Origin of the sequence: Micromonospora sp. NBC_01412, assembly GCF_045040215.1 — a bacterium.
Lineage (GTDB): Bacteria > Actinomycetota > Actinomycetes > Mycobacteriales > Micromonosporaceae > Micromonospora > Micromonospora rubida.
In genome coordinates this window covers 6,519,025-6,540,953 of record NZ_CP109528.1, presented here as the reverse complement: position 1 = coordinate 6,540,953, position 21,929 = coordinate 6,519,025, and the positions used below count along the sequence as shown (strand labels likewise).

General features: G+C 71.5%; 14 protein-coding genes. 7 read left to right on the top strand and 7 right to left on the bottom strand.

The window, feature by feature from the left end; genetic code table 11:
* Window positions 1–4 precede the first annotated feature (4 nt).
* Complete coding sequence (locus OG617_RS28575) at window positions 5–2,065, bottom strand: serine hydrolase domain-containing protein (protein ID WP_405096024.1); 2,061 nt, start codon at window positions 2,063–2,065, stop codon at window positions 5–7.
* 423 nt (window positions 2,066–2,488) lie between these two features.
* Here OG617_RS28575 and OG617_RS28570 point away from each other — a divergent pair, with 423 nt between their 5' ends.
* From OG617_RS28570 to OG617_RS28555, 4 genes are all read left to right on the top strand, one after another.
* Complete coding sequence (locus OG617_RS28570) at window positions 2,489–3,811, top strand: NAD(P)/FAD-dependent oxidoreductase (protein WP_405096023.1); 1,323 nt, start codon at window positions 2,489–2,491, stop codon at window positions 3,809–3,811.
* Window positions 3,812–3,834: 23 nt separating this feature from the next.
* Window positions 3,835–5,397: an aminotransferase class I/II-fold pyridoxal phosphate-dependent enzyme gene (locus OG617_RS28565; protein ID WP_405096022.1), complete on the top strand. Its 1,563-nt coding sequence runs from the start codon at window positions 3,835–3,837 to the stop codon at window positions 5,395–5,397.
* A 223-nt stretch (window positions 5,398–5,620) separates the two neighbouring features.
* Window positions 5,621–6,511, top strand: coding sequence for a universal stress protein (locus tag OG617_RS28560; protein ID WP_405096021.1), 891 nt, complete (start codon window positions 5,621–5,623; stop codon window positions 6,509–6,511).
* A 165-nt stretch (window positions 6,512–6,676) separates the two neighbouring features.
* Window positions 6,677–9,430: a cation-translocating P-type ATPase gene (locus tag OG617_RS28555; protein ID WP_405096020.1), complete on the top strand. Its 2,754-nt coding sequence runs from the start codon at window positions 6,677–6,679 to the stop codon at window positions 9,428–9,430.
* A gap of 37 nt (window positions 9,431–9,467) precedes the next feature.
* Here the strand turns inward: OG617_RS28555 and OG617_RS28550 are convergent, their stop codons facing one another.
* Both OG617_RS28550 and OG617_RS28545 read right to left on the bottom strand, forming a co-directional pair.
* Window positions 9,468–11,561 (bottom strand): glycogen debranching N-terminal domain-containing protein, encoded by a 2,094-nt coding sequence (locus tag OG617_RS28550; RefSeq protein ID WP_405096019.1) that lies wholly within the window; start codon window positions 11,559–11,561, stop codon window positions 9,468–9,470.
* Between the two features lie 4 nt (window positions 11,562–11,565).
* Window positions 11,566–11,931, bottom strand: coding sequence for an SCP2 sterol-binding domain-containing protein (locus OG617_RS28545; protein ID WP_405096018.1), 366 nt, complete (start codon window positions 11,929–11,931; stop codon window positions 11,566–11,568).
* 303 nt (window positions 11,932–12,234) lie between these two features.
* On the opposite strand from OG617_RS28545, the gene OG617_RS28540 reads away from it, so the two are divergent.
* On the top strand, window positions 12,235–12,969 hold the full coding sequence (locus OG617_RS28540; protein ID WP_405096017.1) for an SDR family oxidoreductase: 735 nt from the start codon (window positions 12,235–12,237) through the stop codon (window positions 12,967–12,969).
* A 93-nt stretch (window positions 12,970–13,062) separates the two neighbouring features.
* Here the strand turns inward: OG617_RS28540 and OG617_RS28535 are convergent, their stop codons facing one another.
* The 3 genes from OG617_RS28535 to OG617_RS28525 all read right to left on the bottom strand — a co-directional run bounded on the left by OG617_RS28535 (window position 13,063) and on the right by OG617_RS28525 (window position 17,966).
* Window positions 13,063–15,282, bottom strand: coding sequence for a proprotein convertase P-domain-containing protein (locus tag OG617_RS28535; RefSeq protein WP_405096016.1), 2,220 nt, complete (start codon window positions 15,280–15,282; stop codon window positions 13,063–13,065).
* 702 nt (window positions 15,283–15,984) lie between these two features.
* On the bottom strand, window positions 15,985–17,397 hold the full coding sequence (locus tag OG617_RS28530; protein WP_405096015.1) for an FAD-dependent oxidoreductase: 1,413 nt from the start codon (window positions 17,395–17,397) through the stop codon (window positions 15,985–15,987).
* A gap of 71 nt (window positions 17,398–17,468) precedes the next feature.
* The gene (locus OG617_RS28525; RefSeq protein WP_405096014.1) at window positions 17,469–17,966 is read right to left on the bottom strand and encodes a GNAT family N-acetyltransferase; all 498 of its coding nucleotides are present in this window, start codon (window positions 17,964–17,966) and stop codon (window positions 17,469–17,471) included.
* Between the two features lie 273 nt (window positions 17,967–18,239).
* Between OG617_RS28525 and OG617_RS28520 the strand changes: the two genes are divergently transcribed.
* Both OG617_RS28520 and arsB read left to right on the top strand, forming a co-directional pair.
* Window positions 18,240–18,617: an ArsR/SmtB family transcription factor gene (locus OG617_RS28520; protein ID WP_405096013.1), complete on the top strand. Its 378-nt coding sequence runs from the start codon at window positions 18,240–18,242 to the stop codon at window positions 18,615–18,617.
* Window positions 18,618–18,717: 100 nt separating this feature from the next.
* Complete coding sequence (gene arsB, locus OG617_RS28515; RefSeq protein WP_405096012.1) at window positions 18,718–19,806, top strand: ACR3 family arsenite efflux transporter; 1,089 nt, start codon at window positions 18,718–18,720, stop codon at window positions 19,804–19,806.
* Window positions 19,807–19,828: 22 nt separating this feature from the next.
* Here the strand turns inward: arsB and fxsT are convergent, their stop codons facing one another.
* Entirely contained in the window at window positions 19,829–21,868 is a 2,040-nt protein-coding gene (fxsT, locus tag OG617_RS28510; RefSeq protein WP_405096011.1) for an FxSxx-COOH system tetratricopeptide repeat protein, read from the bottom strand.
* Between the last annotated feature and the right edge of the window lie 61 nt (window positions 21,869–21,929).

Below are 21,929 nucleotides of genomic sequence, written 5' to 3'. Positions count from 1 at the left end.
CGGGTCAGTAGGAGATGTCCGGGGCGAGCAGCATGAACTCGACGGCGAACCACCCCGTACCGGCGAGCGCGAGCAGGATCAGGCCGCTGCCGGCGGTCCGGTGCCAGCCGGAGCGGCGGCGGATGTCGCCGACGAGCCGGACGGCGGCGGGCAGCACACCGAGCAGGCCGATCAGCTGCAGCGCCTGCACGGCGCGCAGGGCGGCGCTGGGGACGTCCTGGAGGCCCATGATACTGACGATGCTCACCCCCCAGCCGACGAGTGCGAGGACGGCACCGGCGACGGCGAGGTGGCTCAGGACCCGCGCGGTGCGCCCGGCGGGGTCGCGGGGGGCGCGGCCGAGGCGGCGACGGACGACCGCGCCGACCGGCCAGGACAGGACGGCGAGGACGAGCACGACGGTCGAGGTGGTGATCACCGGGACGGCGAGGGCGGAGCTGCGGGCGGGCTCGACCGGCAGGAGGGCGAACGCGGAGTCGAAGCCGATCGCCTGCACCCTGCCGTCGGCCACCCGCATCGAGAGAGTGCGCTGCCCGCCGACCTCCCGCCAGACGTTGGGGGTGATCTCCTCGTACCGGGCGGGAGAGTCGGACAACGGGCCGGGCTCGAACAGCAGCCGGCCGCCGTCCTGGACGCTCACCGTCGTACGGCCGACCAGGCCGATCGCGGTCAGGAAGGTGCTGCGCATCGCCCGCGAGCTCTCGTAGGTGCCGGCCGCCATCGCGGCGTGCTCGGCGGTGGCCGCCGCGTCGACGGCCCGGGCCGGCAGGGGCTTCGTCGGCGGGAAGTAGCGGTCGGCGAACCCCGACAGAACCGCCTGCCGCAGCTCGTGGCTGTCCATCGCGCCGCGTCCGTTGCTGTTGAGCGAGATGAAGATGCCGGCCCGGTCATCGGGGAAGATCTGCAGGTGGGAGTGGAAGTAGTTGGTGTCGCCGCCGTGGCCGAGGATCCGGTGGCCGTTGCGGTTCTCCTCGAAGAACCCGAGAGTCATCCGGGGGCCGTCGGCGAGGGTGCCGAGCGAGGCCGCGTCGAGCGCCGGCCGATGCATGAGTTCTAGGGTCGGGGCGCCGAGCAGGGCTGTCCCGCCGACCGGCGTGCCGAGGTGGGCGAGCATGAAGCGGGCCATGTCCGTCGCCGGCGCGCTGAGCGCCCCGGCGGGTGGGACGCCGACGGTCTCGAACGGTGCGGCCGGTTGGGAGGCGTCGCCGTATCCGTTCGACAGGCGGTCCCGCAGGTGCGGCGGCAGCGGCTGGGCGAAGGTCGACGACGTCATGCCGGCGCGGCCGAGGACGTTGCGCTCGACGTACTCCTCGAAGCGCATTCCGCTCACCCGCTCGACGATGTACCCGGCGAGCGCGTTGCCGTAGTTGGAGTATGCGGGCACGGTGCCCGGCTCGTAGATCTGCTCGGGTGGGTCGGTCGCCAGCGCCTTGCGCAGGTCGGCGCCGGTGCCCGTCAGGTCGATCAGGCCGGCGACCCGCTCCTCGAACCCGGCGGTGTGGGTCAGCAGGTGCCGCAGGGTGACGGCCCGGTCGAAGGTGCGGGGCGGGGTGAAGTCGAGATGGTCGCGGATGTCGGCGTCGAGGTCGAGGTCGCCCTTCTCGACGAGCTGCATGACGGCGGTCGCGGTGACGAGCTTCGACACCGATCCCACCCGGAACAGGTGCCGGTCGGGGTCGACGGGCACGGGGACCGCGCCGCCGTCGGTGCCCGTGTCGGCGTGGCCGTAGCCCCGCGCGGTGAGGATCTTGCCGTCGCGGACGACAGCGACCGAGGCTCCCGCGATGCCGGTCCGTTCGAGTGCGGCCGGGAGCAGGCCGTCGAGCCAGGCGTTGACGTCCCTGCTGTTCAGGGCGGCCGGGTCGGTCGACGCGCCGGGGGCGGCCGGGGCGCCGACGGGCGGGGCCGGGTTGGCCGGCGACGTGCCGGCGCCGCAGCCCGCGAGCGCCGTCGCGGCGACGGCGAACAGGGTCGCCAGGAACGCCGCGCGGCGCGGCAGGCGGGACCCGGATCGGGGTGGGCGGGTTCGTGAGGTGAGTCGTCCGGGTGCGTCATCGTGGGTCATGGTCATCTGCTGCCTTCCGAGGCTCTCGGGTGTCCGGAGGAGGTCCGTTCGGCGTCACCCGAATGCCCTTAGGGCAGCCTGCGGGAGCAGCGCCGCCGCGCCATCTGGCGCAGGGACGCAATCGGTTTGCGACCTGAGTGGGAACCGTGGCGTCGCGAACCGGTCGCGGGGCGGTCAGGCATGGTCCGCGATCGGCCCGGGTGCGCTTCGGGCCCCCTCGGGGGCCCGCCTGGAAGCGCGGAAATTCCCCGGTGCAACAACCTCGACCGCTCGGCGGCCCCTGTGAGTCCACTGTGTACGGTGGCGGTCTGATCCCGCTCGGCCGGCGACCTTCTGGGCGGTTGCCGGGCCGCACCGGTCGCTGCCGCGCCGGATTGTCGGCCGGCTGGGCAGCCGAATCCCCCATCGGAGGAACTGCGAATCATGTACGACGCGATAGTGGTCGGCGCCCGCTGCGCGGGCGCCTCCACCGCCCTGCTGCTCGCCAGGCAAGGGCACCGGGTGCTCGTGGTGGACCGGTCGTCGTTCCCCAGCGACGTCATCTCGACACACTTCCTGTGGCCGCACGGGATGTCCTACCTCAACCGCTGGGGCCTGTTGGACCAGGTCACCGCGGTCACCCCCACGCACACGACCATCGATATCGTCAACGACGGCATCCGACTGACCGGATCGGTGCCGGCGGGCCTGCTGCGCGAGCACTTCCGGGACCTGCACGGCGACGACTCGGGCGTGGTGCAGAGCTACGCCTCCGTCCGCCGCCGGGTGCTGGACGAGATCCTCGTCGAGGCCGCGGCCAAGGCCGGCGCCGAGGTCCGCACCCACTGCACCGTACGGGAGCTGATCGTGGAGGACGGCCGGGTCGTCGGCGTCCGGGGGCGAGCGGCCGACGGCCAGGTGTTCGAGGAGCGGGCCCGGATCGTGGTCGGCGCCGACGGCCGGAACTCGTTCGTCGCGCGCGCCCTCGACCTGCCCAAGTACGACGAGCGGCCCCGGTGCACGTTCGCCTACTGGAGCTACTGGTCCGGCTTCGACCTCGGCTCCGGGCAGATCCACCGGCGTGGCCGGCTCGGCTGCGCGGCGGTGCCGACCAACTTCGGGCAGAACATGGTCCTGGTCTGGGGGCCGAGCGAGTGGTCCCGGGAGTTCCGCGCCGACGTGCCGGGCAACTACCAGCGGGCGCTGGACTTCGTCAGCCCCGAGCTGGGCGAGGTGGTCCGCACCCGGGGGACGCGGGAGGAGCGGATCTACGGCACCCTGGACCAGTCGGCCTTCCTCCGGCCGCTGCACGGGCCCGGCTGGGTGCTCGTCGGCGACGCCGAGTCCGCGAAGGACCAGTGCACCGCCATCGGCATGACCCACGCCTTCCGCGACGCGGAGCTGGTCAGTGCCGCCCTGGACCGGTGGCTGACCGGGGAGGTGCCGATCGACGAGGCGATGACGGCGTACGAGGGCCGCCGCCGCAGCCAGAACGCCGCCGCCTACTACGACTACGTGTGCACGTTCGCGGAGATGCGGCCGTACCGGCACGACGAGTTGCAACTGTTCGTCGCGTTGCGCGGCAACCAGGAGGAGACCGACCGGTTCATCGCCACGCACGCCGACGTCGCGCCGGTCTCGGAGTTCTTCCAGGCGTCCAACCTCTTCCTGCTCAACGACGCCGCGAAGGAGTCCTCGGCCGGCTACGCGGTCTTCGACGACTTCGCCGCGACGTCCCGCATGTACCAGCAGAACCTCTTCGCCTGATGCCGCACCAGGGAGCCGACACCGTGACCACCACCGACCTGCACCAGCGTGACGACGGCGAGCTGATCGAGGTCATCCTGCACGCGGCCCAGCACGGGGACGTCGAAGCCATGGCACGCACCGCGGCCGAGGTCTCCGAGATGACCCGCAACTGGGCCGCCCACATCCCGTGGGACGACTTCGCGACCCTCGACCGGTCCGGGGCCGACGGCGAACTCGCCCAGATCGTCGCAGACCTGACGGAGATGTGGGAGCCGGCCCACCTACGCAACCCCGTCGACCCGGACGAGGAGTACGCGCTGGACAAGAACGCCTACGACTTCTACCGCCCCGCCGGCCGGAACCTGCTCGCCCGCACCGAGGACTTCTACGGCTGGGTGCAGGCCCGCCGCCGTACGGAGACCTGGCAGTACTCCCGGGTGCTGGAGGCGGCCCCGGACAGCATCGCCCAGATCACCAACGACCTGGGCCGGCGGACCCGGGGCATCAACTTCAACTCGCAGGACTACCTGTCGTTCAACACCCATCCGGCGATCCGGGAGGCGGCGGCCCGCGCGATGCGCGACTACGGTCCGCACAGCGCCGGCTCGCCGATGGTGCTCGGCAACACCCTGATCTCCGACGACCTCGAGGCGGCCCTCGGCGATCTGCTGCGGCTCGACCACGTGACGCTCTTCCCGACCGGGTGGGCGGCGGGCTTCGGCGCGGTGGTCGGTCTGGTCCGCCAGTCCGACCACGTGCTGATCGACCGGCTCGCGCACTCCTGCCTCCAGCAGGGCGCCCGGGCGGCGACCCGCAACGTGGTGCGCTATGAGCACCTCAACGTCGAGGCGGTCCGCCAGCACCTGGTCGACATCCGGTCGCACGACACCCGCAACGGCATCCTGGTGGTCACCGACGGCCTCTTCTCAGTAGACGCCGACTGGCCGGACCTGGTGACCCTCCAGCGGGTCTGCCGGGAGTACGACGCCACCCTGCTGGTCGACGTCGCGCACGACCTCGGCTCGATGGGGCCGGGCGGTACGGGCGTGCTGGGGACGCAGAACCTGCTCGGCGAGGTCGACATCGTCATGGGCGCGTTCTCGAAGACGTTCTGCTCCAACGGCGGTTTCGTGGCCTCCCGCTCGCCGGCCCTGAAGCAGTACATCAAGATGTTCGGCGGTAGCCACTTCTTCTCGAACGCGCTCTCCCCGGTGCAGACCGCGGTGGTGCGGGAGGCCACCCGGATCATCCGGTCCGCCGAGGGGGACGCGCTGCGCGCCAGGCTGTTCACCGCGATCCACGCGCTCCGCGACGAGCTGACCAGCCGGGGCCTGACCTGCATGGGGGAGCCTTCGCCGATCGTCCCGCTGCTGATCGGCAACGAGAAGCTCGCCCGAACCGCGAACCGGCTGCTGTTCGACCGGGGGGTCCTCGCGTTCATGGTGGAGTTCCCGGTCACGCCGACCGGCTCGTCCCGGTTCCGGCTCCAGGTGCAGGCCGGTCACCGGCCCGAGGAGGCCCGGGAAGCCGCCCGCATCATCGAGGGAGCCATCGCCGACTCCCGGGCGTACCTGTCCAGCGCGTTCGGCAGCGCCCCCCGGTAGCCCGCGGGTGGGGTGCCGGAGGCTTCGGGCCCGGCACCCCACCCGGCCTCGTGGAGGCTCACCGGTGGCCACAACCGACATCGACGACGGGCGACGGCCCGAGTTGACGCAGGTCACCCCGGTCGGGGCCGGCGGCGGGTCACCGCCCGCGAGCTGGGTACGCTGGGTCACCAGCCTGATCCAGGGCGGTTGGGACAGCAGGAGCCGAAGGAAGGGAGCTGTCATGGACAGCAGTGCCCCCGTCGTGGTGGGTGTCGACGGTTCTGCCATCGCGCTGGACGCGGTCCGCACCGCCGCTCGGGAGGCGGCCAGCCGTCGGCGGCCCTTGCGGATCGTGCACGCGTTCATCTGGCCGCTGATGCGCGTCACGGTCGATCCGGCGCCCGGCGCCCCGGCCGGCGCCGGGCTGCGCAACCAGGCCGAGCGGTACGTCGCCGAGGCGGTGACCGAAGCCGGCAGGATCGCCCCGGAGGTGGTGGTCACCGGCGCGGTGGTCGACGGTTCGCCGGCTCCGGTGCTCCTCGCCGAGTCGCGCGACGCGTCGTTGCTGGTGCTGGGCAGCCGCGGCCTGGGCGGCTTCGCCGGGCTGCTGATCGGCTCGGCCACTGTGCAGTTGTCCGCCCGCGCGGCGTGCCCGGTGCTCGTGGTGCGCGGCGAGTCGCGCGCCGACGGCCCGGTGGTGGTCGGCGTGGACGGCTCCGAACTCTCCACCGAGGCGGTCGGGTTCGCGTTCGACGAGGCGGCCCGCCGGGGTGTCCCGCTGGTGGCGGTGCACACCTGGCTCTACCCGGCGCCGCTCGGCCCGGGTGACATTCTGCCGCTCGTGTACGACCTGGAGGCGCTCGCCGCGGAGGAGGAACGCGCCCTCGCCGAGTCCGTCGCCGGCTTCGCGGCGCAGTACCCGGATGTGCCGGTCCAGCAGCGGCTGACGCGGGGCTCCCCGGCCGGGGTGCTGGTGGAGGAGTCGAAGACGGCCCAACTGGTGGTTGTCGGAGCCCGCGGCCGAGGCGCGCTCGCCGGTCTGCTGCTCGGCTCGGTCAGCCACGCCGTGCTCCAACACGCGCACTCTCCCGTGGCCATCCTCCACCACCGGGGAACCACCGCCGGCAGCTGACGCTCCCCGCCCCGACGCCATCCCGATCCAGCACCCGGCGACCGGGAACGCTTGGAGCGGACCCGGGCCGACGAAACGATACGGGTCACCGCAGTCGCCGATGCCCGCCACAGCAGTCTTGATCTTTGCGGGGTGCGGAGGGCTGTGGCCAGGAACAATGAGGCAATGGCTCAGTCAGCGACGCAGGCGCGCGCCTGGTACGCCGTTCCCGCCGAGCACGTCGTGCGGGAGTTGGCTGTGGACCCGGCGACCGGCCTGTCGTCGGACGAGGCGGCCCGCCGGTTGGAGCGCCACGGTCCGAACCGGCTGACCGAAGCGGCGCGGGAGTCGCGGTTGCGCGCGTTCCTGCGGCAGTTCCAGGATGCGTTGATCCTGATTCTGCTCGTCTCGGCGCTGGTCAGCCTGATCGTGAGTCGGGAATGGGAGACACCGGCCGCGATCGCCGTGGTGGTGCTGTTCAACGCGACGATCGGCTTCGTTCAGGAGTCGCGGGCGGAGGCGTCGCTGGAGGCGTTGCGGCGGATGCTGGTCACGACCGCGACGGTTCGCCGGAACGGGCGGTTGGTACGCCTGGACGCCGCGCAGTTGGTGCCCGGCGATGTGATCGCGGTGGAGGCGGGCGCCCGGGTACCCGCCGACAGCCGGTTGCTGAGGTCGGCCTCGCTGGAGGTGCAGGAGTCGTCGCTGACGGGCGAGGCGCAGGCGGTGGCGAAGGCGGCGGACGCGGAGATCGACGAGCGGGCTCCGCTGGGCGACCGGGCGACCGCGCTGTTCATGAACACCATGGTCACCCGGGGCCGGGGGGCGGCCGTGGTCACCGCGACCGGAATGGCGACCGAGACCGGCCGCATCGCCGGCATGCTGCAGCAGGCGAAGCCGGGGCCGACGCCGTTGCAGCGCCAGATCGACACGCTCGGGCGAACCCTGGCCCTCGTCGCCGGCGCGGTCATCGTGATCGTGTTCATTCTGGGCCTGGTGCGCGGGCAGGACTTCGGGGACCTGTTCATCAGCGCGGTCTCGCTGGCGGTGGCCGCCATCCCGGAGGGGCTGCCCGCGGTGGTGGCGTTCACCCTGGCCATGGGCACCGGTCGGCTGGCCAGACGCGGCGCCATCGTGAAGCGGCTGGCGTCGGTGGAGACGCTGGGAAGCACCTCGCAGATCTGCACCGACAAGACCGGCACTTTGACCCTGAACCAGATGACGGCCCGGGAGATACTGCTGGCGGGCCGGCGGTTCACCGTCTCCGGGGAGGGTTACCGCACTGACGGGCGGATCCGCACCACCGACGGATCGCCGCTGCCCGGGACCCTCGACGAGGCGTTGGTCGCCATGGCGCTGTGCAACGACGCCGTGCTGCGTGACGGCGACCTGGTCGGCGACCCCACCGAGGGCGCCATGGTGGTGCTCGCCGAGAAGGGCGGCATCGACGTGGCCGTCCTGCGCCGCGAGCGCCCCCGGCTGCTGGAGATTCCGTTCGACGCCGACTACAAGTTCATGGCGACGTTCCACCAATGGACCGACGAGCACGGCCGCGAGACGGTCCGGTCCTTCGTCAAGGGCGCCCCGGACGTGCTGGCGGCCCGTGCCGACCGCCACCTCGGCGGCACGGGGATCCTGCCCTTCGACGACGCCGCCCGGGCCCACTACGACCAGAGCAACGCGATGCTCGCCGAGCAGGGCATGCGGGTGCTCGCGGTCGGCGCGCAGGATTTTCCGGCGGACGGGTTCAAACCCACCGATGATCCCAAGGACATGCTCGATCGGGTGGTCCTGGTCGCGCTGGTGGGGATCGTGGATCCGCCCCGGCCCGAGGCGCGACAGGCCATCGCCGAATGCCGGGCCGCCGGCATCCGCGTCAGGATGATCACCGGGGATCATGTCGTCACGGCCGGCTCGATCGCCGCCGAACTGGACATCCCGGGGAAGGCGGTGAGCGGCACGGACCTCGACGGGATCGAGGACGACGCCGAGCTGGCCCGCCGACTCGACGACATCGGGGTGATCGCTCGCGTCTCCCCCGAACACAAGATCCGCATCGTTCGGACGTTGCAGGCCCGCGGCGACGTGGTGGCGATGACCGGCGACGGGGTCAACGACGCCCCCGCCCTGCGCAGGGCGGACATCGGGATCGCGATGGGCCGCACCGGGACCGAGGTCACCACCGAGGCCGCGACGATGGTCCTCACCGATGACAACTTCGCCACCATCGTCCGCGCCGTCCGCGAGGGCCGCGGCGTCTACGACAACATCGTCAACTTCACGCGCTTCCAGGTGTCGACCGCGTTCGGCTTCGTGCTGACGTTCCTGGTCGCGTCGCTGACCGGCATCGCCGGCGGCACGCCGTTCACCGCCCTGCAGATCCTCTTCGTCAACCTCGTCATGGACGGCCCACCGGCGATGTCCATCGGCGTCGACCCGATCAGTCAGGATTCGATGAGCCGGCCGCCACGGCCCGCAGGCGAGCGGATCCTCACCCGGCACCGGCTCGGGCGGATCCTGCTGGCCAGTGCGGTGATGGCCGCCGGCACCCTCGCGGTTCTGGTGCTGGCACCCGGCCCCGACCCCGCGCCGGGGCTGGCCACCGTCGCCGGCACCATGGCCTTCGTCACCTTCGTGTTCTTCCAGGTGTTCAACCTGCTCAACGTCCGGCACTTCAGCCGCAGTGTCTTCGCCCGCGAGACACTGCGGAACCCGTCGGCGTTCATCGCCGTCGCGGTCGTCGTCGTGCTTGTGGTCCTGCTCGTCGAGATGGATCCCCTGCGCCGCTTCTTCGACACCGTCGACCTCACCTCCGGCCAGTGGCTGGCATGCGTGGCGGTAGGAGCCACGATCCTGTTGACCAGCGAACTCGTCAAGGCCGTGACACGCGCCAGGCTGCGCCGCCGGAGCGCGGCGCAAGCGTATGCGGTGACCCCCTGACGATCCGCCGGGAGGGAGTTCTGACCACCCGCGGGGCCTACTCCAGTGCGGGTGCGAGATGGTGGCCGGTGTCGTTGGGCGGTAGATGCTCTGGGCGGTGGCGGGCGAAGGCGTCGACCCTGCCCCAGCGGCCGGGGATGTCCAGCAGCGCGATCCGCCTGAAACTGGGTGGCAGCGCGGGGGCCACGACGAGATGGTTCTCGTGGGGGTCGATGCCGAGCATGGTCCGGAGGAGCAACAGGGACGCCCCGCTGGACCATGCCTGGGGGCTGCCGGCGGTCGGATAGCGGACCGGGTATCGGGTGGTGTCGCGGGCGAAGCCGCCGAAGGCTTCGGGAAGCCGACCTTGGAAGTAGGCGGCGGCGGCGATGACGCCCTCGGCGATGCGGCCGGCCTCGGCGGCGAATCCGTAGCGGCGCAGGCCCCAGGCGATGAACGAGTTGTCGAATGGCCACACGGTGCCGTTGTGGTATCCGAGTGGGTTGTAGCGGCGTTGCCCCTCGGCCAGGGTGCGTACTCCCCAGCCGGAGTACAGCGCCGGGCTCATCAGGTGCTCGGCGACCTGCGGGGCCCGCTCCGGCGGCACAATGCCGCTCCACAGCAGGTGCCCGATGTTGGAGGACAGACTGTCGACGGGGGTGCCGTCGCGGTCGAGTGCGAGGGCGTAGTAGCCGCGGTCGTCGATCCAGAAGTCCCGGTTGAACCGGTCCTTGAGCGCCGCCGCCTCGCGTTCCAGCCGGTCGGCAAAGGCTTGGTCGCCCCAGAACGTACGGGCCAGCCGCGCCCCGCGGATCTTGGCGTCGTAGGCGTAGCCCTGGACCTCGCAGGTGGCCCTGGGGAAACCCGGCAGCCTGCCGTCGGCGTAGGAGATGCTGTCCCAGGAGTCCTTCCAGCACTGGTTCTCCAGGCCGGTGACCCGGTTGCGTCGTTCGTACCAGACGTAGCCGGTGGACGTCAGATCCGCGTACTGGTCGATCCACGCCAGGGCCGCTCGGGCCTCCTGCTCCAGCTCGATCACCAGCGCCGCGTCGCCGCTCCACCGCTCGTACTCGTCGAGCAGCACCACGAACAGCGGCGAGGCGTCCACGGTGCCGTAGTACGGCGAGTGCGGCTGTTCCTCGAACGCGGCCGACTCGCCGTAGCGCAACTCGTGCAGGATCCGGCCGGGGTCCTCCTCCAGGACATCGTCGGTCCGGGCGCCCTGCAGCGAGGCGAGGATCCGCAACGTCGGCGGGGCCAGCGACGGTGTGAAGGGCAGGGTCTGCAGGCAGGTGAGCAGGCTGTCCCGGCCGAACAGGGTCATGAACCAGGGCAGCCCGGCCGCGGGTACGGTCGCGCCACCGAGCGAGAGCGGAGCGAAGCGAAGCGCCGCCAGGTCCACCAGGCTGCGCTGGTACACCTGCTGCAGCGCGGTGTTCTCGGTGTCCAGCTGCGGGGCCGCCGCGACCCACGCGCGCACGCTCTCCGGCAGGGTGGACTCGTCCGGGCGCAGGGTCCGCAGCGCGGAACGGAGGTCGTGGCCATCCGGGCGCAGCGCTCGCATGACCACCCGCAGCTGCGTCGACCACTGCTGTCCGCAACGCACCCGGGGCCTGAACCGGAGACCTCGCGGATCGAAGGTGGTCGGCTCACTCGCCGACACGGACACCTCCCGCTGGAACGTGCCGCGCCGGTAGCCCAGACGCAACTCGTCCGGCCCGACGTGGGTGTAGTAGCTGCCAGCCTTGTCGCGGATGTCGAACTTGATGTCGAAGATGTCGGCGAAGTCGGCCGCCGCCTCCCACCGCACGTCGAGGTCGACGTCCTGCTCGCCGTAGTTGAACACCGTCAGCGACTCGGTCAGATCCGGCCCGATCCGCCGCCGCCGGATCGCCGACACGTCGGCCTCCACGTAGTCGACCCGCCCGCCCGGCACCACGAAGAACGCCACCTCGTAGTACTGGCTGTCATCCACCGACAGCGCGGTCAACCGCTCCCCGTTGACGGTGAGCACCCATCGGGACAGGAAACGGGTGTCGGCGGCGAACAACCCGACCGGGGTGGCGGGCGAGGCGTCCACATCACCACTGGCGTCCGACACGATGAAGGTGCTGCCATCGATGCACGACACGGTGCCCGGAGTGTCCTCCATCGGGTCACTTTCCTCCGCGATGGGGGACTGCCTGCCGCTGTGCGGCGGGCGGCACCGGGAACAGCCGACCGATCCGCAGCGCCAGGCCGAGGTCCCCGTCGACCAGGATCTCGCCCCGCGTGATCGCGGCGAGGCCGTTCAGCTCACCCCGGGCCATCGCATCTGCGACCTCCGCAGACGTGGTGATGACGGTCCCGGCGGGGTCAGCGCCCCGCGTCACCCGCAGCCGCCCATGATCAATATCCAGCAGCCACTGCTCCACCCGATCCCCGTCCCGGATGTCGAACCGGACGGTACCGCGCACCTTGCAGAACCGTGGATCGCTGCCAACGTCCGTCAACTGCTCGAAGAAGGCGCTGATCGCCGTCATACGACCTCCACAGCCGCTGGTAGGGGCGCCCGCCGCCTACCCAACGCACGCGGATCCTAACTCTCGCCGGATGGCCAGAAGCCACGCCGGTGACCGCGGAGTTCGTCGCTGGGCGCCACGATCGCCGCCCTCGACGAGCGATACGGCGAGGCACGCCGTGAGAGGCGCTCAGCCGGTGCCCGGCGGAGCAAGCCGGAGAGGCAGGTGGGGTGGCGGTTCACATCAAAGGTCTTCGTTTGATCTAATCCGGTCTCCGGAGCAGCCCCACCGCGACGGCCCCTCAAGGATCAAGGAGAGCTAATCATGACCGTCTCGCAGCGCGTCGCGATCGTCACCGGCGGCTCCCACGGAATCGGCCGGCAGGTCGTGGAACGGTTGGCGGCGGACGGCTACGCGGTTGTACTCAACTACGCCACGAGCAAGGTCGAGGCGCAGGAGGCCGTGGCCGAGGTCATCGCCGCCGGCGGAGACGCCGTCGCGGTGCAGGCCGACGTCGCCGACGAGTTCGCGGTGGCCGACCTCTTCGACACCGCCGAGCGAACGTACGGCGGGATAGACGTCGTCGTGCACTCGGCCGGGATAGTGATCCACTCCCCCATAGCCGAACTGGACCTCGCAGACCTGGACCGGGTGCACCGCACCAATGTCCGCGGCACCTTCGTGGTCGACCAGCAGGCGGCCCGCCGGGTCCGCCCCGGAGGGGCGATCATCAACATCTCCAGCACGACGCCCCGACTGTCCCTGCCCGGCTACGCCGCCTACGCCGCGAGCAAGGCCGCGATGGACTCGATCACCCTGATCCTGGCCCGGGAGCTGCGGGGGCGCGACATCACCGTGAACGCGGTCGCGCCCGGCGCCACCACCACCGCCCTCTTCCTCGAGGGCAAGGACGAGCAGATGATCGCCCGGATGGCGGCGATGTCGCCGATGAACCGGCTCGGCGACCCGACCGACACCGCCGACGTGGTGTCCTTCCTCGCCGGCGCGGCCCGCTGGATCAACGGCCAGGTGCTGTATGTCAACGGAGGCGCCGCCTGACCCACCCGAACAGTGCCGCACGCGTCGATCCGGAGCTCCGGCCTGGGCCGGAGCTCCGGACGTCGGGACCGGCGGGAACCGGTCGGCGTGGTGTTACAGGGTCACAGTCCAGCTGTTGATGTAGCCGACATCCCCGGCGGCGGCGTCCTGCACCCGCAACGTCCAGGTGCCGGCGCGGGTCTCGCTGGCGAGGTTGACCGTGTACGTCTGGTTGATGTTGTCGGTCGAACTACCGGTCCGGTTGTGCAGGGTGTAGACCGAGCCGTCCGGCGCGACCAGGCTCACCACCAGGTCACCGATGAAGGTGTGCACGATGTTCACCGCGACCGTGCTCGTCGCGCTGGCGTTGCCGGCGCAGCCGGTGATCGCGATGGTGCTGTTCACCGTGCTGTTGTCGGAGATCGTCACGTCCGTGCCGTTGGTGCCGCTGCAACCCGGGGTCACGGCGCCGTCGAGCTTGAGCGTCCAGCTGTTGATGTAGCCGACGTCCCCGGAGGCCGCGTCCTGCACCCGCAGCCGCCAGGTGCCGTTACTGGTCTCGCTGGAGAGGTCGACCGGGTAGGTCTGGTTGATGTTGTCGGTCGACCCACCGGTCCGGTTGTGCAGGGCGTAGACCGAGCCGTCCGGCGCGACCAGGCTCACCACCAGGTCACCGATGTACGTGTGCACGATGTCCACCGCGACCGTGCTGGCCGCCGAGGCGGTGCCGGCGCAGCCGGAGATGGTGACCGAGCTCTCCACCGTGCTGTTGTCCGAGATCGACACGTCCGTGCCGTTGGTCTGCGAGCAGCCCGGCGGGCCGTTGACCGTCAGCGCGTACGAGGTGCTCTGGGTCGTCACCGGGCCGGTGCCGACGATGGTCACGGAGTAGGTGCCCGGTGCCGCCGTGCCGGCGGTGCTGAGCGTCAGGGTCGCCGAGCCGCCCGAGGTGACCGACGACGGGCTGAAGTTCGCGGTGACGCCGGCGGGCAGGCCGGACGCGGTCAGGGCCACCGTCTGCGGGCTGCCGATCGTCGTGGTCGTGCTGACCGTCGCGGTGAGCGAGCCGCCCGGGTTGACCGTCCCGCTGGCCGGAGCCACGGCGATGCCGAAGTCCTGGGTCGGCGGAATGATGTTGCCGGTGTAGAGCAGCTTGTTCGGCGAGCCGGTGCCACCGCCGGTCACCACGTCGCTGGTGGCGTCGTTGTACAGCTTGTCGCGGACCTGCTGCGGGGTGTACGACGGGTTGGCGGCGAGCACCAGCGCGGCGGCGCCGGTGACGTGCGGGGCCGCCATCGACGTGCCGCTGATCGTGTTGGTCGCGGTGTCGCTGGTGTTCCAGGCCGAGGTGATCGACGTTCCGGGGGCGAAGATGTCCAGGCAGGTGCCGTAGTTGGAGTAGCTGGCCTTGGCGTCGGTGGAGGTGGTGGCGCCGACGGTGATCGCGGTCGGGGTGCTGGCTGGCGACTTGGTGCACGCGTCGGTGGTCTCGTTGCCGGCCGCGACGCCGTAGCTGACGCCGTCGGCGATCGAGGCGGCGACCGCGTCGTTCAACCCCTGGTCGGTGGGGCCGCCGAGGCTCATGTTCGCCACGGCCAGTTCGCCCGGGTCGTGGTCCCCGGTCACCCAGTCGATGCCCGAGATGACCTGGGCGTAGGTGCCGCTACCGGCGTTGTCCAGCACCCGCACCCCGACCAGGGTGACGCCCTTGGCCACCCCGTGGGCGGTTCCGCCGACGGTGCCGGCCACGTGCGTGCCGTGCCCGTTGCCGTCGTCGGCGCTGCCGCCGTCGATGGCGTCGAACCCGGTGATCGCCCGGCCGCCCAGGTCACTGTGGGTGAACCGGATGCCGGTGTCGATGATGTACGCCCGCACGCCCGCGCCGTTGTTCGGGTAGGTGTAGGTGCTGTTCAGCGGGAGGTTGCGCTGGTCGATGCGGTCGATGCCCCAGGACGGGGTGGGCGTCTGGGTGCCCGCGATCGACACGGTGCGGTTCTGCTCGACGTACTTGACCGCCGGGTCGGCGGCGAGTCGACGGGCCTGCTGTGCCGACAGTCGCGCCTCGAAACCACGCACCGTGTTCTGGTACGTCCGGGCCACCGTGCCACCGTGCCGGGCGGCGAGGTCCTTGGCACTGTCGCTGACCAGGGAACGGGTCACCGCGGTGTCCTTGAAGACCACGATGTACGACTCCGCGACGGCGGTGGCAGCCCCCGCGTGGAGGATCTCCCCCTCCGCCGGAGCCGCCATCGCCGGTGTCCCGAGGGCCACCACGGTGGTGGCCGCGGTGGCCGCCACTCCAAGGCGCCAACGGCGCCGAGACGATCCTGTCATATCTCCAGCCTCCTTGCGATCCCCAGCCGACGGGCTTGTGACACATCGACCGACAACTTTGTATCTGCCTGACACAGATGCTAGGGCCAGGAGGCATAGATGTTTAGATATATGATTCGGACTCACCGTGCCGTACGCTGTCCTCCGATTATCGGCATCCAAAATGGTCGATTGGAGTGCGTACCGACAGAATGTCCTGACCGGACTGACATTTCCGGCTCACTTCGGTCGGCCGGCACGTCCATGGCGGAGCGCGAGGCACTCCTGACCTCAGGACAGGGTCGACGTACCGACCGTCGCGGAAATCCACGTTCCCCTCTACACGAGATGGCCGCCGCACCCCCTCGCCACCACCATGCCCACACACCGGGGTCGAACCGTCACGCCGCCCACCACCGGCTCACGAGGGCCGCGTCGGCAGGACTGCGGACCACTGACGACGCGGGCCGACGCGCCGCAACAATGCATGCCGAGCTTGCAGTGGATCCGGGACAGGCTGCCATCATTGCCGCAGGGAAACAATAGACGTTCGGCAATGTCACGGTTGCCGAGCCATTGCGCGGCAGCCCCGCGATCTGCATCTCCTGCGGGGTGGCCGACGGTTGGGTGATGGCGAGCGCGGCGAGGATCCGGCGGCCGTGGGTGGTGGGTGCCCGCCGACCGGGTGGCCGGCGGGCACCGTGCCGCTGTTGGTGGCGGGCATCAGTTGGAGCAGCAGCCGCCGGTCTGGCCGGTGGGGGCGGCGCTGAGGGTGACCAGGTTCAGCGGTGTGGACAGGAGCCCGCCGGAGATGCCGGTGGCCAGGCCCCGTCCGGCCGGCTCGGCGACGGGGGCCGGCCCGCAGCAGTCGCCGCCGGTGGAGTCGTCGGTGTTGGTGTTGCACACGCCGGTCTCGGGCAGGTCGAGCTGGACGTCGCGGGCGGCGTCCCAGTCGCCGGCGAGCGCGGCGACGACGGAGCGGACCTGCTCGTAGCCGGTGGCCATGAGGAACGTCGGCGCCCGGCCGTAGCTCTTCATGCCGACCGCGTTATAGCCGGCCTCCGGGTGGGACAACTCGTCCACGCCGTGCGGGGGGACGGTGCCGCAGGAGTGCTCGTTCGGGTCGATCAGCGGCGCGAGTGCACGGGTGGCGCCCATCACCGGGTCCAGGTCCAGGCGCAGTTCCGTGGCGATGGAGTGGTCGGGGCGGAAGCCGGTGGCGGCGACGATCCGGTCCACGGTGACTGCCTCTTCGCCGCCGTCGGTGTGCCGGACGACCACCGCGACGCGGTCGTCGGTGGGGATGAGAGCGTGCACGGTGAAGCCGGTGAGCAGCCGGATCCGGCCGGCGTCGACATGCTCGCGCAGCCGGGAGCCGAGGGCGCCGCGCGCGGGCAGGGCGTCGGCGTCGCCGCCCCCGTAGGTGCGCGCCGGAGAGGCGGTCCGGATCGCCCAGGTCACCTCGGTGCCGGGCCGGCCGGCAGCCAGTTCCGCGAGGGACAGCAGGGTATTGGCGGCGGAGTGGCCGGCGCCGACGACGAGGGTGTGCCGGCCGGCGAACCGGTCCCGGTCCGCGCCGAGCACGTCCGGCAGGGCGTGCTCCAGGAACGCGGCGGCGGCCGTCTCGCCGCTGGCGGGCAGGCCGGAGGCGCCGAGGACGTTCGGGGTGTGCCAGGTGCCGGAGGCGTCGACGACCGCCCGGGCGAGCATCTCGTCGCCGTCGGTGAGGCGGATCAGGAACGGCGTGGTGTCGCGGCCGGCGGTGCGCAGCCGGTCCAGGCCGAGGCGGGAGATCGCCTCGACCCGGGCGCCGTAGCGCAGGTTCGGCTTGAGGCCCGGCAGCTCCGCGAGGGGCTGGAGGTAGTCGCTGACCAGCTCGGCGCCGGTGGGCAGGGCATCGGGGTCGGGGGCGACCCAGCCGGCGTCGGCGAGGAGTCGGCGGGCAGCGGGGTCGATGTTGTACCGCCACGGGGAGAACAGGTGGACGTGCCCCCACTGTCGTACCGCCGCACCCGGGCTCTCGCCGGCTTCGAGGACGGTGCAGGGCAGGCCGCGCTCGTGCAGGTGCGCGGCGGCGGCCAGCCCGACCGGGCCGGCGCCGATCACCACGACGGGCAGGTTGTCCATGGCGCTCATCAGGTAACTCCTCTGTGCTGAGAACTGTCGGATCAAGGGGGTGGGCCGGTGAGCCGCTTTGGGGACAGGGTTCAGTCGATGACGGGGCTGCGGCGTTCGAGGAGGACGACGTCGCGCCACCGACCGTGGCGGCGGCCCACCCGTTCGCGGACGCCGACGACCCGGAATCCGGCCCGCTCGTGGAGGGTCAGGCTGGCGGCGTTCTCGGGGAAGACGCCGGACTGGATGGTCCAGATGCCGGCGGTCTCGGTCGAGGCGATCAGCGCGTCCAGCAGCCGCCGGGCCACCCCTCGGCCCCGGGCGGCCGGATCGACGTAGACGGAGTGTTCCACCACCCCGGCGTAGACCGCGCGGGTCGAGGTCGGTGAGACGGCGATCCAGCCGAGGGCGGTGTCGTGGCCGTCGACGGCCACGAGGCGGTAGTCGGGAAGCCTGCCCGCGTCGAACGCCGCCCAGGTGGGTGCGGTGGTTTCGAAGCTGGCGTCGCCCCCGTCGAGGCCGACCTGGTAGATAGCCAGGACACGCTCGGTGTCGTCGGCCGTCATGGGTCGGACGGTGATGTCGGCCATCAGCAGGCTCCGCTCGGGTGGGCGCGGGGCGGCCCATGACGACGCGAGGCCGACTCCGGCCGGGTTGCCGGCGACCGCCGAGCCTTGCCCACCATGAAGACTCCCCTCCACGACGCCTGTCTCGACGCCCGTCGAACGCGAGGCCGACTCCGGCCGGGTTGCCGGCGACCGCCGAGCCTTGCCCACCATGAAGACTCCCCTCCACGACGCCTGTCTCGACGCCCGTCGAATCAGAGACTTGCACGCTGATTAGATGAATGTCAACCTAGAGGCATGTCAAAGCAAGGGGTGTCGCCTCCCGCCGTCGATCTCACCGCCGATGAGCCGTGCTGCCCGCCGTTGGCGCAGCGGCGGGTGCCGGCGGCGACCGCAGCGGTTCTCGCGCCCGCGTTCAAGGCGCTCGGCGACCCGGTGCGGTTGCAGTTGATGTCGATGATCGCCTCGGCCGAGGGCGGGGAGGTGTGCGTCTGCGAATTGACCCCCGCGTTCGACCTGAGCGGGCCCACCATCTCGCATCACCTGAAGACGCTGCGCGAGGCCGGCCTGGTCGACGCCGAGCGGCGCGGCACGTGGGTGTACTACCGGGCCCGGCCAGCCATCCTGCGCCAGCTCGCCGCGCTGCTCACCGTCGAACCGACCCCGGTCGCGTGAGCCGCGCCCTGCCCACCGGACGCACCCCGGACCTGGGCGGCGGCCTCGGCGGCCTCGGCGCAGGGGTCGCTGCCCGCACCGAATCCCGACGGGAGTGTCCGTGAGCACCGCCACCCACGCCGACCCCACCACCGCGGTGGTCGGCCGCCTGTCCCGCCTCGACCAGTTCCTGCCGATCTGGATCGGCCTGGCGATGGTCGCCGGCCTCCTCCTCGGCCGACTCATCCCCGGCCTCAACACCGCGCTGGACGCCGTCAAGATCGGCGGGATCTCCCTGCCCATCGCCCTCGGCCTGCTGATCATGATGTACCCGGTGCTGGCCAAGGTCCGCTACGACCGCCTCGACACCGTCACCGGCGACCGCCGACTGCTGGTCTCGTCACTCGTACTCAACTGGCTCGTCGGCCCCGCGCTGATGTTCGCCCTCGCCTGGATCTTCCTGGCCGACCAGCCCGAGTACCGCACCGGCCTGATCATCGTCGGCCTGGCCCGCTGCATCGCCATGGTCATCATCTGGAACGACCTCGCCTGCGGCGACCGCGAGGCCGCCGCCGTCCTGGTCGCGCTCAACTCCGTCTTCCAGGTCCTCGCGTTCGGGCTGCTCGGCTGGTTCTACCTGGCCGTGCTCCCCGACTGGCTCGGCCTGTCCGGCGCCGAACTGAACGTCTCCGGCTGGGACATCGCCCGCAACGTGCTCATCTTCCTCGGCCTCCCGCTGCTCGCCGGGTACCTCACCCGCCGCCTCGGCGAACGCGCCAAGGGCCGCGACTGGTACGAGGCCCGCTTCCTACCCAGGATCGGCCCCGCCGCCCTCTACGGCCTGCTGTTCACCATCGTGATCCTGTTCGCCCTGCAGGGCGACGCCATCACCAACCGGCCACTCGACGTCGTCCGCATCGCCCTGCCGCTGCTGGTCTACTTCGCCCTCATGTGGGCCGGCTCCTACCTGCTCGGCCGGGCCATCGGCCTGAACTACGAGCGCACCACCACCCTGGCCTTCACCGCCGCCGGCAACAACTTCGAACTCGCCATCGCCGTGGCCATCGGCACCTTCGGCGTCGCCTCCGGCCAGGCCCTCGCCGGCGTCGTCGGCCCACTCATCGAGGTGCCTGTCCTCGTCGGCCTCGTCTACGTCTCCCTGTGGGCGCGCCGACGGTTCTTCACCGCCACCCCGGCACCCCGGCCCTGACCTGCCTGGGCCGCGTCGATGGTCAGCCCTCATCGTTGTCTCGCCACCGGGCGAGGTTCCGGCGGGAGACAAGAGTGTCGGGGTGGCCGGGGCCGAGCACTCGAAGCTGGTCGGCGAGCACGTGCTCGGTCGCCTCGACGGCCCCGGCGCGGTCACCGGCCTCGCTCCGCCAGTAGGCCAGGTTGCGCCGGGTGGTCAGGGTGTGTGGGTGGTCAGGGCCGAGCACGCGGAGGTAGTCGGCCAGCACCTGCTGAAGGGACTCCACCGCGCCGGCCGGGTCACCGGCCTCACCCCGCCAGTAGGCCAGGTTGCTGCTGGTGCTCAGCGTATGTCGGTGGTCGGGGCCCAGCACCCGCGAACGGTCGGCCAGCACCTGCCGGAGGGACTCCACCGCGCCGGCCGGGTCACCGGCCTCACCCCGCCAGTAGGCCAGATTGTTGCGGGTGCTGAGGGTGTCGGGGTGGTCGGGACCCATGACCCGCAGGCGATCGGCCAGCACCTGGATGAAGGCTTCGACTGCGCCGGCCGGGTCGCCGGCTCGGCCCTGACTGTAGGCCAGGTTGTTGCGAGTGGTCAGCGGGTCGGGGTGGTCGGGGCCCAGCACTCGGAGCTGCCCGGTCAGCACCCGCGTGAAGACTTCGACCGCGCCGGCCGGGTCACCGGCCTCACCCCGCCACTGGGCGATGTTGTGAAGGGCGGTCAGGGTGTCCGGGTGGTCTGGGCCGAGCACTCGCAGGCAGTCGGTGTGCAGATCGGTGAAGTAGGCCACGGCGGCGGCGGGTTGGCCGGTGTCGCCGAGACTGCGTCCAGCCCGGAACAGCACGGCGTGGCAGTGGAGGTCGAGCAGGGCGTGGCGGGGGTGCTCGTACAGTGCTGCGGTGTTCGCGCGCAGAACCTGGCTGCCGGCCGGGTCGTCCCGTTCCGGGTCCGGCCAGAGCTGCAGCAGCGCGTCGGCGGCGACCCGGGCGGCGGTGTCGAGTTGGCCCGGCGTGAGTTGGTCGCGGGTGGCCCGTTGGACGAGGGCGTGGACCTGGAGCCGGCTGGCGCCGTGCGTGACGAGGCTGAGGCGGTGCAGGTTGTGCAGGGCGTCGGCGACCGCCTCCCGGTCGACTGGCTCGGCGTTTCCGTTCCGGTCGAGGCCACTGAGATGGTCGGTGATCGCAGAGGTGGTGAACAGGCCGACGGGGGTCCCGTTGGGGTCCAACATCGCGGCCAGCTCCAACAGCGGCCGGGCCAGCCCTCGTGGGTGGAGCAGATCGGCGGCGGTGATCGACAACCACCAGGTCGCCGTGACCGTCGCGCGGTGCTCGTCGGGCAGCGCCTCGGGCTCGGGCAGCAGGTGGGCGAGCGCGCGTTGACGGTCGGCCAGCCGAGCTCGGTACGCGGCGCAGTCCAGCCCCCGGTCGGTGAGGTAGGCGGTGGCCTGAGCCAGCGCCAACGGAAGGTGGCCGAGGTCGGCGGCGAGCTGGTGGAGTTGGTCGACGGGCTCGTGCGGCAGTTTGTGCCGCAGGTACGCGGTCGCTTCGCCAGGGGTGAACACGTCGACGTCGAGCAGCCGGCGCTCGCCGCCGGCGAGAGCGGCATCGCGGCGGCGGGTGGTCACCAGCACCGTGCCGGTGGGCGTGGCGGGCGGCCACAAACCGGTGAGGTCGGCGGGGGCCCGCAGGTCGTCGAGCACGATCAGCCAGCGCCGGTCGGTCGTCGCCAGCCACGCCAGGAACCGGGTGGCGGCCTGTTCCCCCTCCTCGTCGGCGGTGTCGAGGACTCCGTACGCACCCTGGGCGTACGCGGCGACAACGCCCTGCCGGGTGGCGGCGGTGACCCATACCAGCAGATCAACCCGTTGCCGCGACCACACATGGTGGGCGTGGGCGGCGGCCAGCTGGGTCTTGCCCACCCCACCCAGCCCGGACAGCACCCGCGTGAGCGCCGCTGCCCCGCCACCCGCTGTTGCCTGCTCCAGCTCGGTGGTGAGCCGCCGGCGACGGTAGCCGTCGGCCACCGTCGGGACCACCCCGACGCGGTGTGGCCACCGCACCACTCGACCGGCGTTGATCGTCACGGGTGCGTGAAACTGGCCCACCGGACCGTAGGTGGCGCCGAGATGTACCGCTGCGGTGGGG